The sequence below is a fragment of the Bacillus sp. AFS053548 genome, from assembly GCF_002575105.1.
In the GTDB taxonomy this organism is placed as follows: domain Bacteria; phylum Bacillota; class Bacilli; order Bacillales; family Bacillaceae_G; genus Gottfriedia.
This window is the reverse complement of record NZ_NUHI01000015.1, coordinates 243,729-255,666: the sequence shown is the minus strand read 5'-3', so window position 1 is coordinate 255,666 and position 11,938 is coordinate 243,729. Positions and strand designations below refer to the sequence as shown.

Sequence of the window (11,938 nt, the reverse complement as noted above, 5' to 3'; positions counted from 1 at the left end):
CGAGCATCCTGTAATGGAAATTAACATCACTAAACTCCTTTTACGAAATTTGATCATTAATTGACAAGATTGTTTTTCTACAGTGTAAAAAAGCACTCCCATTAAGGAAGTGCTTTTGATGTTTATTCAAACTTCGTATCAGCTTTTTTATATTTAACTTCATAGAAACGAAGTAAATCTTTATAAATAATTGAGTTTGAATACTCAAGTGATTTATTTGCTTTTGCTAAGTCTTCTTTAGGTGGTTTTTGTCCTTTTAATTCTTCACCAGTATTTGGATCATACATCTTCTCGCCAGTGTAAATATATTTATCTGTAACGATTGTTCCGTCACGGAAAACTACAAAGTTTTTGTGTTTAGGAGAGAAAATATCATTACCAAAGTTGATAGATGTTTTATTTGGATTTTCACCTAATAAGTTTAAAATTGTAGGTTTAACATCAATTTGACCTGCAACTTTATGAATTGTTTCACCCTTAGTTTGTCCAGGTACATGGATAAAGAAAGGAACTTTTTGTAATTTAACATGTTCTGCAGGTGTAATGTCTTGTCCTAATACTTCACTCATTGCACGATCATGATTTTCAGAAATACCATAGTGGTCACCATACATAACAATGATTGTATTATCATATAAACCTTTTGCTTTCATTTCTTCAATGAAGTGTTTGATTGATTCATCTAAATAACGTACTGTTGTTACATAATTATCAACAGTTTGGTCTCCAGTTTTTAAACGTGGAATCATTAAATCCTCATCATTTAATTCGAATGGATAATGGTTAGTTAGTGTAATCATACGGTTGTAGAACGGTTTAGGCTCTGCTGCCATTTTGTCTACAGCTTGTTCAACGAAATATTTATCTTTTAGTCCCCAGCCAATTGAAGTGGCTGCAGTTACTTTAAAGTCAACTTCATTATAATAACGATCATAACCTAGACTTGGATACATCATATCTCGGTTCCAGAACGATTTATTATTTGAATGCATTACTGAAGTGTAATAATTTTGATCCTGTTTAAGAATCGCTGGTGTAGCAGTAAACGTATTACTACTGTTTGTAAAGTATACAGCACCACGATCTAATGGGAATAAACTATTATCAATTAAGAATTCAGCATCAGATGTTTTACCTTGTCCAGTTTGGTGGTAAAAATTATCAAAATAATAACTTTCTTTCGTAAATTTATTTAAGAAAGGCGTAATTTCTTGTCCATTAATTTTTCGTCCAATTACAAAATTTTGTAATGATTCTAATGAAACTACTACTACGTTTTTACCTTTATATTTACCATGTAATTGTGCATTCACACCTGTATCGTTAGCACGAATAAAGTTTTCGATTCCTGCTAATTCACTATCATCAGCCATCGCTTTTTGAGCAGATGTTTTTGATTGAATAACCATATCATATATATGATAATTGTATAATCCTAAGAATTTAACAATGTATTCTCTATCAAATGAACGTGTTAATAATTGTGGACGTTCAGTTTCTGCTAATCCAAGGTTAACTAAGAAAATAGCAACCGCTGCTAAGAAATAAGCTGTTCTAGCTTTCCCTTTAATGTTACCAGTAGTAAAGAATTTTTTACCCCAGAAATAATTAACAGCAATTAAGATAAAAATATCAGAAAAAGCTAAGATTGTTTTATAGCTGATCATTGCTTTGACACTTGAACCTAAATCCCCAAAGTTTCGAGTCATAAATAACACTGGAATCGTTACGAAATCGTCAAAGAATGAATAATAAGCAGTATCGGCTACTAAAATAAAGGACATGATTATAGTAATCCAAATAACTGCTCTATTTCGTTTTGGTCCTTTTGCAAAAAGAGCTATACCTATAAAAATTAATAATGAAGATATAGGAGCAATTATCAAAATAAATTCTTGCATTGAATTTTCAATTTCTAAATCAAAATAAAATTGGCTTAGAATAGTTGCTTTAATCCATAAAAGGAATACAGCAAGTAACGGGAATCCAAAGTTTTTAATAAACTTTTTCCACATATTCTGTTCCTCCTCTTGTTTAGACTATTAATCTATTTTATCTATTATAAAACAATGTTTGGCATTTCACATATCTATTTTATTGGCATTTAAATACCAAGAATTTTTGAAATGATTCATACAATTATTAGCTACTAAATGTATGGATCTAAAAATTTTATTTAACGTTACCTTAGGTTTTTTTCTAACGTCATTCAATTTATCATAAACTAGTTCCGTCGTCAAATAACTAATTTTTTTTTCAATTCAATACAATAAACATAATAAGGTACTTCAATTAGAAGCACCTTAAATTTAAGTTAAATTTCATTAGTAATAAATTTTTTTACTAAATAAGCTGCTCCAATTGCTCCTGCATCGTTCCCTAACTTGGCAATTGAAAGTTTTGTCGAATCTCGTACTGTTGTGAAAGCAAATTCGTCAAAATATTTCTTTAGAGGTTTTAATAACAGTTCACCTGCATTTGATACTCCGCCACCAATAATGATATTTTCAGGATTTAAAGTATTTCCTACTCCGGCTAAAACTAAAGCTAGATATCTCATTACATGATTAACGATTTCTTCTGCAACTTCATCACCATTTGAATAAGCATCAAAAACATCCTTAGCTGTAATTGGTGAATTATTCGACATTTCTTTTAAAACCGTTTCTTTTGTCGTATTTTGTAATTTCTCGTTTGCTATTCTAGCAATTCCTGTAGCTGAAGAAATTGTTTCTAAGCATCCCGTTTTTCCGCAGTTACATAATACTCCATTTTCAAGTTGTACTGTTATATGGCCAATTTCACCTGCAGATCCACTAATTCCATGTGCAACGTCCCCATTTACAATTACGCCTCCGCCGACTCCTGTTCCAAGCGTAACCATTACTACATCTTTTGCTCCATTTCCAGCACCTTTCCACATTTCGCCAACAGCTGCTATATTTGCATCATTATCAACGATTACAGGAATACCTGATTCCTTTTCTAGAATTTCCTTTAAAGGAAAATTAACCCACCCTAAATTTACTGCTGCAAATATAAGTCCATCTTCTAATCGAACCGAACCTGGAGCTCCAATACCGATTCCTGCGATATCTTCCTTTGTCTTATCCATCTGTTTAAGTTTTTCTTCAATTGCAATTGTAATTGTTTTAGGAATATGCTTACCACTATCAGATTTATCTGTTGGTACTTCCCATTTATCGATGAATTCCCCGTTATTTGTTAATAATGCCAATTTAATGCTTGTACCACCTAAATCTACACCTACAATCATTTTAGCCATAATGCCTTCTCCCTTCGCAGTGAAATCGTTTGCAATAGATTCTAAAAAAAACGATTTCTTCAAACCGTTTTATTTTTTATTTCATCCATTTCTTTTTTTAATATCATGGTAGCAATTTGTAAATCTTTACTTTCAAGTATATTCGCTAAAAATAATTCTTTTAGCTCATCTTGCATTAACATCAAGTCAGCTAATCGATCACCTGTATAAATAAAGGTGCCATAATTCTTTAGAAATTGTTGAATATCATATACGGATTTCATACTTAACTCCTATTATTTTATCTTTATAAACATGTAATAAGTATAAGTTGGAAACGATTACTCGTCAATGTGAAATACCAAACAAACCATTTATTTTGTAGGCATTTATAATTATTTTTTAGGCTTCATTACTTCTTCTAAAGCTAAATCATTTTTATATAAATATGTAGCGTATTTTATCCCGAGATATCTTATATGCCATGGTTCATAATTGTATTCAGTAATATCTACTTTGTCCTCTGGATAACGAATGATAAATCCAAATTCATGTGCATGTTCTGCAAGCCAAGTTCCTTCTTTCGTTTCTCCAAATCCTTGTTCAAGCTTGTTACCGAAATTTGGAGATGATACATCTATTGATAAACCAGTTTGATGTTCGCTTGTACCAGGCACAGCACTAAAAGATTGGGTCCAATCTTCACCATGAATTTGTACATAATAATTATACAAGCTTTTTTGTCGATCAAATGAGCGATATGCGGAAACTGGAGTAAGCTTTATGCCATTTGCTTCTGCTCTTTCAAATAATTTTTCTAAAGCATGAGCTGCCTCTTTTCTCATTAATGTCTTATCTTTGTTTACACCATGTAAAGGAACGATTGGATAAACTAGGTCTGGCGGTTCATACCCATCTGGTAGCTTCCTTTCTTTATTAACTAATACTAAATTAGATGTAGGATTCGTTACAGCTAATAATCCATTCTCAGCTTCGATCGCTGTATCATCGTAATTAGGAAATTTCAACGAAGTCTGTTTAGGCTTTTTTAGATGATGATTAAAATAATTTTGGTTTCCAAAAAATAGAGCTAGTCCAATAATGAATATTACTATTAATATCCATGCGTACTTACTATTTATTTTTTTCAAAATTACCTCCTTAATTCTTTTTGTTACTTTCACAATATTAAAAGATGGCATATTTTTCAAAGAATCTATACACTAAGACCTCTTTCAAATAGAAAGAGGTCTTCACACTGTTGAAAAATAATCTTGTCAATTTATTATCTAATAGCCTTTACTTAGAGTAACGTAACAGTTGTATAATAAACAGTTTGTAGATCAATTAATAACTAACTTTAATCTATAGACTAATCATTCGAAATTGTTTTTCTAAAAATTAACACATAATTCTAATGCACGTTTTCTCGATTGACCATTATATATTTCAACACTCTAACAAATAATACCTCTTTCAAATAGAAAGAGGTATTATTTGTACAAGTTTATAAAATAGGTTCCATCGTTTTTCTTAATGTGTCTACGGAGTTTTTAAACTGACGTTGTTCTAATTCATTTAAATCTAGTTCAACAACTTCTCGAATTCCACCACGATTAATTACTGCTGGAACGCCAATATATATATCGTGTTCTCCATATTGTCCATCTAAATATGCAGAAACCGTAATAATACTATTTTCATTTTTTAGAATCGCTTTTGTTAATCTAACTAAGCCCATTCCAATTCCATAGTATGTTGCACCTTTTTTCTTTATAATGTGATATGCGGCATCACGTGTATTTAAAAAGATTTCATCAAGCTCTCTTTGGCTGTATTTTGGATTTTTCTTTAATACATGGTGTACTGGTGAGGTACCAACATTTGTTTTAGACCAAACTGGTAGTTCACTATCACCATGTTCACCGATAATATATCCATGGATATTTCTTGCATCAACATTAAAATAATCGCCAAGCATATATCTAAAGCGTGCAGTATCTAAACTTGTTCCAGATCCAATCACTCTTTCTTTTGGTAATCCTGAAAATTTCCAAGTTGCATAAGTTAAAATATCTACCGGATTTGTGGCAATTAAAAAGATACCGTCAAATCCTGAAGCCATAATTTCTCCAACTATCCCTTTAAAAATAGCGCAGTTTTTTGCAACTAAATCTAAACGAGTTTCTCCAGGCTTTTGAGCTGCTCCAGCTGTAATGACGACCAAACTCGCATCTTTACAATCGCTGTAATCTCCAGCCCAAATTTTTGTTCTAGAATCTACAAAAGGCAAACAATGACTTAAATCCATTGCGTCCCCTTCCGCTTTATCTTTATTTAAATCAATCATAACTAATTCTTCGGCAACACCTTTATTTAACATACCAAAAGCATAGCTAGCTCCAACTGCTCCTGTTCCGATAAGTGCGACACGATTTATTTCTTTGTGTAACATAATATCCACCTCATTTGTGTTATAAAAGTGTAAGTAATTGTGACTTCTATATTATATATGTATTTCCACTCAAAGTTTGTGAAACTTTTTACAAATTTGTTACAATATTAGTCGTGTACAAATTTGATTATAATAAGACTTTAATTAAGTCTTATCTATTTTCAAACAAATCGTGTCACATTATGCACTTATTAAATTGCTTCTATTATTCTTGATTCTGTTAAAACCAACGGCATTTTAATATCATGTTTTTCTGTTGGTAGTTCATCAATGATTTGAATGTCATAAGCTAAGGCCAAGAGTTGTTTATTATAATCTTCTAAGTAACGATCATAATAACCACCACCATATCCTAGTCGTTCACCATTTTTTGTATATGCTACTCCAGGCACAATTATTAAATCAATAAGTTCTTTTCTTATTTCCTCGCATTTTTCTTCTATCGGCTCTTGTATTCCAAAATAACCTTTCTTTAAATCATCAAATGAATTGATTTTGTAAAAATGCATTTTTCTAGTCTCATGGTTGCATTTAGGCACAAGAACTGATTTATTCATTTCCCAACAAGCAGTGATTAAATACTTAGTATTTATTTCATGCTCCATAGGCATCGTTGTTGCTATAATTTCTGCACTCTTCATTTGTTCTATATTTAATAATTTTTCTATAATCTGTTGTGACTTTTCGTCTCTATCCGATACTGAAATATTTTTCAAGTTTTTCATCATAGAATTTCTAATTTCTTTTTTTTCCATAATATTGGCCTCCTTAGGTCAGGATCGAGTTTTCTTAAGTAAAAAGTTTTATTGATATGTATTCTAATTAAAATTATAAGTATTTAAATATAAAAAAAACAGTAGGAAAATTCCTACTGTTTATTTTGTTTCGCGATGAACTGTAACTTTTTTAAGTCTTGGGCAATATTTTTTAAGCTCAAGACGGTCTGGGTTATTACGTTTATTTTTAGTAGTGATGTAGTTACGATCTCCGCATTCTGTACATGCTAATGTAATATTTACGCGCATTTTATTTTCCCTCCTGACATAGTGACATAATCAGACTTGTATATAATAACATTCTTTCGCGATAATTTCCATAGTTTTTATTGATTCAATGTATTTCTTTTGATATTTTTTTTATTGAATTATGTACAAACCTATTCTCATAATTCAGAGTATATTTTTGAAAGACAGCTTGATGATGTAAAACACTGCCTTGATCGATTCGAATATTAGAACTAATCGACACATATGGGCCAATTACACAGTTCTCCTCAATCGTAACATCATTCCCAATAATAACGGGAGAAACAATCTTAACATTATTATTTATCGTTACATGCTCACCTAAAAAGATTCTTGGTAATATTTGAACAGCAGGAATAGGTAAGTTTAATTTCTCTTCAATCCAATCTACATTCAGCTTTGCAAATCTTCTAGGTGTCCCATAATCAATCCAATAACCTTTTAAATGAAAAGCATTTAAACAGATATTATTTTTTAACATTAAAGGAATCAGATCATTACTAATGTCAAAATAACGATTTTCTGGAATTTGATATAATAATTCAGGATTCATAATATAAATTCCCGTATTAACTAATTTACTAATTTCACTACCTTCATTCGGCTTTTCAATAAAATCGATTATTTGTCCATTTTTTACTTTTACATTTCCGTATGATCCACACTTATCAACTTGTTTTACAAACATAGAGAATCTACTTTTACTTTCTAAATGAGTTTTTAATGAATCTCTAATATCACCGTCAAATAAAATATCACCATTCACTAATAGAAAGGGTTCATGAAGAAAATGCTTAGATAGTCTTAAACAGCCAGCAGACCCTAAACTTTTTTCTTCTATAATATAATCAATTGAAACATTTTTTAATTTCATTGCATTGATCGTCTCGATTATTGCTTGGGACATATAATGAAGCTGAATGATAAATTCTTTAAACCCAAGTCTAGTTAAATGTAATATTAAATGCTCAATTGCTGCTCTATTTGCGATTGGTAATAGTGGCTTAGGAATGTTGTTAGTAATTGGTAAAAGCCTTTGACCGTATCCTCCAGCTAAAATAACAACCTTCATTTATTACCACCTCAATATCTTATACTAGTTAAAGAAGTATGCTTAATATTACATAAATATGACAAAAGGGCATTCAGGTAAATTTTGTCTGAACACCCTTTTAATTTATTTAACTGTTATAAACTATAGTCTTATATTATTGATTTAATAAATAATGTTTCCCTTTAACTAAATAATAAATATTCTCTGCAATATTTGTTGCATAATCTGCAATCCTTTCAAGATATCTGCAAATAAATGCCATTTGCATGATATTGGATACATGCTCAGGTGAATTTGCAATACTTGTCATTAAAGTTCTAACAGTAGTACCATATAGTTCATCAACAATATCATCAATTTCACCAATCTCTTTGGCTGCTTGTAAATCTTCTGTTCGGTATGCTTCTGAAGCTTTTGTTAACATATCTAAGCCAAGTTCATGCATCTTTTCTATATTCTCTAATGGTAAGTTTTCTTGACGACTACGAATACGAATTGTCGATTTTGCAATATTTACAGCATAATCTGCAACTCGTTCAAGATCATGAGCAATCTTAATAGCAGTTAAATTTCTTCTTAAGTCTACAGCAACTGGTTGTTGTCTTGTAATAATCACTAATATTAATTCATTCACTTCTTTTTCTAATTTATTGATGCGATCATCTTCGTCAATTACTTCTAAAGCTAGTTCAATATTTTCAGTACGAAATGCCTCCATACTTTTAATGACTGCTTTTTTTGTTTTCTCAGCCAATTCGATAATCATTTCTTGTAATGTTTTTAAGTCTGCTTCAAATTGATTTCTCATCTCTTTTCACCTGTTCCCTTCTATTATCCGAATCGTCCAGTAATATAGTCTTCAGTACGTTTATCTTTAGGTGTTGAGAACAGTTTATTTGTATCTGAGAACTCAACTACTTCACCGCTTAAAAAGAATGCAGTTTTATCAGAAACACGGGCTGCTTGTTGCATATTATGCGTCACAATAATAATACTAAAATCCTTCTTTAAATCGTGAATCAACTCTTCAACTTTTAAAGTTGAGATAGGATCTAGTGCTGACGTTGGCTCATCCATCAAAATAACATCTGGCTCGATTGCTAAACAGCGTGCGATACATAAACGTTGTTGTTGCCCTCCTGAAAGACCAAAAGCATTCTCATGCAAACGATCTTTAACCTCATCCCAAATTGCTGCGCCTTTTAAACTTTTTTCAACAATCTGATTTAATGTAGTTTTATCTTTAATACCATGTATTTTCGGTCCATATGCAACGTTTTCCCAAATTGATTTAGGGAATACATTTGGCTTTTGGAATACCATTCCTACGTGCGTTCTTAATTCTTCAACAGGATAGTTTTTATCGAAAATATCTTGTTCGCGGTAAAGGATTTTCCCTTCTGTTCGAACTGAAGGAACTAACTCAACCATACGATTTAACGTTTTTAAATAAGTCGATTTACCACATCCACTAGGTCCAATAATCGCAGTAACTTCATTCTCATAAATACTTAAATTTATATTTTTTAATGCTTTATCTTGTCCATACCATAAATTCAAATCTTGAGTATCATAAACAATTGATTTTTTTACGTTTGTATTTATCTCTTCAATATCATCGTTTTTAATTGTATTCTCTCTATTTAATGTCATTGTCATAACTTTCGATCCCCTCTCATCCTAAAGGAAGCTTTCTATTTTTGATAGATAAAATATTAACTAAACAATAGATAAAACTTATAATCGTTTAAATTCAGTAATACGTTACATGAATAATCATATTCTCAAACTATTAAACCTGTTTTAACCGAATGTAAAGATTATGTAAATAAGTTCAGAAGAAGAATGAAGAGTGTAAAAAAGGAGTTTTCCAAATAAAAAAAGAGAAGGGTTTAATCCCTTCTCTTCTTATTGATTTTTATTTTGAGTATCTTGGTTATCTTGACTATTTTGATTGTCTTGTGTGTCTTGATTATCTAAATTGTCTTTTGGTTCGTCATTATAAATAGATTGTCTTTCTTTTTTCAATTTAAAGTATTCATCCATAATATCTCGGCCAATGTATTTATTTACTGGTGCTTGGTCAGTTTGCAACCAAGGAACTACTACTACAAAGGCAATTTCAGGATTGTCATACGGAGCATATCCCATCAATGTTTCATTATAAGTTTTTTGTGGCCCATTGTATTTTTTACGATCTGGACCGTCGTAGACAGATTGGGCTGTACCTGTTTTACCGGCTATTTTATAGTCTACGCCTATGAAGTATTTGCGAGCAGTACCACCAGTCTCATTATATACTTTGATCAAACCTTGTTTAACATGATCGATGTATGATTGTTTCATATCTATTCGATTTAATACTTTAGGTTTTACTTCTGTTCTTATAACACCAGAATCTTCACCTATAGAAGGCTGTCTTATTTCTTTTGCAACATGCGGTTGAATTCTATAACCGCCATTAGCAATTGTAGATACATATTGAGCTAATTGAAGTGGTGTATAAGTATCATACTGCCCAATTGCCATATCTAGTAGGAAACCTGGGCTTTTGTCTACACCCTTAAATCCAATTGCTTCATTTGGTAGATCAATTCCAGTTTTAACACCAAGCCCGAATTGACTGAAACTGTTTCGGAATGTATCAAACGCTTTTACGTCGATATCTAAAGGCCTATTTTCAACATAATTTGCATGTCCAATAGCCATAGCCGTTCGGAACATATAAACGTTTGATGAATATTTTAAGGCATCTAAATCATTAATCCATCCGAAGTTTTTATATGACGCTTTTACTGGTGTTCCCGCAATTTTAATCGGTGTATCGAATTGCCTTTGTCCTGGAGTAATTGCTCCTGTTTGATAACCAGTTAAAAGAGTTGCACCTTTTACTGTTGAACCCATCTCATAAGATGAAGTAAGATTTCCTGTTGCGTAATCTACAACTTTATTTTTGCCTGTCTTTTTGTCTTTAACAATTTGCTTTCCAGACATAGCTAAAATTTCACCCGTTTTCGGGTTAATCATTGTAACAAATGCTCTGTCCAAATATCGACCATTTGACGTTGCTTTTGCTTGTAAAAGCCTATCTTTAATTATTGAATCAACTTTACCTTGAAGTTCCATATCAATTGACAGTACTAAATCACTTCCAGGTTCCCCTTCAGTAATCACTTTCGTATCAACAACATTTCCATTTGAATCAATAACATTTTGTGCCTTACCTTTTGTACCACGTAAAACATCTTCATATTGCTTTTCAATATAACTTTTTCCTACACGATCATTACGGTCATAACCCCGTGCTAAATAATAATCGACATTTTGAGCAGGTAATCCTTCTTTTTCAGAAGTAATATTACCTAAAATTGTTCGGAACGTATCACCATAAACGTATTTTCTTTCCCAATTTGTCGTTACATCTACACCTGGAAGCTGGTCCAAATGTTCACTAACTGTTGCATATTCTTTTTCAGTAACTCCCTCACTTTTAATTGTTTGTGGAGTTAGTGCATAACCAGCACTCATTTGCTTGTAAATTGCAAGTATCTGTAAGTCATTTGCACTAAGAGAATTGATATGATCAGCTGTAATTTTATCAATCTGTAAATTATAGTAAGCCTTATTGTAAGCAGCGTCATCATCTTTATTTTGGGCTTTTAGTGTTTTATCCTCTTCTTTTGAAACTAGTTTTTTTGCATCTTCAGGATTTGTTAATAACCAATAATCTTTTCGATCTCGTTCTGTTATTTTATTAGTTGGCATCTTAAGATAACTTTTTAACTTTGTAGCCATTGTTAATAACTCACCTGAAGTTGTCCCTTTTTTTCTTGTATACGTAATTGTACGTAAAGGCGTATTATCTACGACAACCTTTCCGTTACGATCTAAAATTTTTCCCCTTGGTACAGCTTGATCGACGGTCATATTTTCTGTACGCTCTAATTCTAATTTATAGTCTTCACCTTTAACAATTTGTACGACACCTAATCTTAGAATTAAAAAAGAAAATAAGACAAACACAAGAAAAAATAGTGTATTCAGTCGTGTTGGTAATGTGATTTTATATTTCTTAGGCTTATTCATTTTTTCTCCTCTTTTTTCAACAATTACTAATTCTACATATTAATATTTTAATG

General features: G+C 31.4%; 11 protein-coding genes. All 11 read right to left on the bottom strand.

Annotated elements, in window-relative coordinates:
* Positions 1-122: 122 nt before the first annotated feature.
* Positions 123-2,015 (bottom strand): LTA synthase family protein, encoded by a 1,893-nt coding sequence (locus CN946_RS09380; RefSeq protein WP_098860875.1) that lies wholly within the window; start codon positions 2,013-2,015, stop codon positions 123-125.
* A gap of 299 nt (positions 2,016-2,314) precedes the next feature.
* Positions 2,315-3,289 (bottom strand): ROK family glucokinase, encoded by a 975-nt coding sequence (locus CN946_RS09375; RefSeq protein ID WP_098860889.1) that lies wholly within the window; start codon positions 3,287-3,289, stop codon positions 2,315-2,317.
* A gap of 56 nt (positions 3,290-3,345) precedes the next feature.
* On the bottom strand, positions 3,346-3,549 hold the full coding sequence (locus CN946_RS09370) for a YqgQ family protein (RefSeq protein WP_098428842.1): 204 nt from the start codon (positions 3,547-3,549) through the stop codon (positions 3,346-3,348).
* Positions 3,550-3,660: 111 nt separating this feature from the next.
* On the bottom strand, positions 3,661-4,416 hold the full coding sequence (locus tag CN946_RS09365; protein ID WP_286133884.1) for a M15 family metallopeptidase: 756 nt from the start codon (positions 4,414-4,416) through the stop codon (positions 3,661-3,663).
* A gap of 356 nt (positions 4,417-4,772) precedes the next feature.
* Entirely contained in the window at positions 4,773-5,720 is a 948-nt protein-coding gene (locus tag CN946_RS09360; protein WP_056475030.1) for an L-lactate dehydrogenase, read from the bottom strand.
* Positions 5,721-5,911: 191 nt separating this feature from the next.
* Positions 5,912-6,475 carry a 5-formyltetrahydrofolate cyclo-ligase gene (locus CN946_RS09355; RefSeq protein WP_098860873.1) on the bottom strand — a complete coding sequence of 188 codons (564 nt, stop codon included), beginning with the start codon at positions 6,473-6,475 and terminating at the stop codon, positions 5,912-5,914.
* 120 nt (positions 6,476-6,595) lie between these two features.
* The gene (gene rpmG, locus CN946_RS09350; RefSeq protein WP_056475024.1) at positions 6,596-6,745 is read right to left on the bottom strand and encodes a 50S ribosomal protein L33; all 150 of its coding nucleotides are present in this window, start codon (positions 6,743-6,745) and stop codon (positions 6,596-6,598) included.
* An 85-nt stretch (positions 6,746-6,830) separates the two neighbouring features.
* Positions 6,831-7,817 (bottom strand): nucleotidyltransferase family protein, encoded by a 987-nt coding sequence (locus CN946_RS09345; protein WP_098860872.1) that lies wholly within the window; start codon positions 7,815-7,817, stop codon positions 6,831-6,833.
* Positions 7,818-7,953: 136 nt separating this feature from the next.
* The gene (phoU, locus tag CN946_RS09340; RefSeq protein ID WP_098428847.1) at positions 7,954-8,607 is read right to left on the bottom strand and encodes a phosphate signaling complex protein PhoU; all 654 of its coding nucleotides are present in this window, start codon (positions 8,605-8,607) and stop codon (positions 7,954-7,956) included.
* Positions 8,608-8,630: 23 nt separating this feature from the next.
* Positions 8,631-9,452, bottom strand: a complete 822-nt coding sequence (gene pstB / locus CN946_RS09335; RefSeq protein ID WP_483295380.1) for a phosphate ABC transporter ATP-binding protein PstB — start codon at positions 9,450-9,452, stop codon at positions 8,631-8,633.
* 255 nt (positions 9,453-9,707) lie between these two features.
* Positions 9,708-11,885, bottom strand: a complete 2,178-nt coding sequence (locus tag CN946_RS09330) for a peptidoglycan D,D-transpeptidase FtsI family protein (protein WP_098860870.1) — start codon at positions 11,883-11,885, stop codon at positions 9,708-9,710.
* Positions 11,886-11,938: the final 53 nt, after the last annotated feature.

Coding starts and splice junctions, on each gene's coding strand:
- CN946_RS09370 (WP_098428842.1), bottom strand. CDS start 3,549: ATGAAATCCGTATATGATATTCAACAATTTCTAAAGAATTATGGCACC.
- CN946_RS09380 (WP_098860875.1), bottom strand. CDS start 2,015: ATGTGGAAAAAGTTTATTAAAAACTTTGGATTCCCGTTACTTGCTGTA.
- rpmG (WP_056475024.1), bottom strand. CDS start 6,745: ATGCGCGTAAATATTACATTAGCATGTACAGAATGCGGAGATCGTAAC.
- CN946_RS09355 (WP_098860873.1), bottom strand. CDS start 6,475: ATGGAAAAAAAAGAAATTAGAAATTCTATGATGAAAAACTTGAAAAAT.
- pstB (WP_483295380.1), bottom strand. CDS start 9,452: ATGACATTAAATAGAGAGAATACAATTAAAAACGATGATATTGAAGAG.
- CN946_RS09330 (WP_098860870.1), bottom strand. CDS start 11,885: ATGAATAAGCCTAAGAAATATAAAATCACATTACCAACACGACTGAAT.
- CN946_RS09345 (WP_098860872.1), bottom strand. CDS start 7,817: ATGAAGGTTGTTATTTTAGCTGGAGGATACGGTCAAAGGCTTTTACCA.
- phoU (WP_098428847.1), bottom strand. CDS start 8,607: ATGAGAAATCAATTTGAAGCAGACTTAAAAACATTACAAGAAATGATT.
- CN946_RS09360 (WP_056475030.1), bottom strand. CDS start 5,720: ATGTTACACAAAGAAATAAATCGTGTCGCACTTATCGGAACAGGAGCA.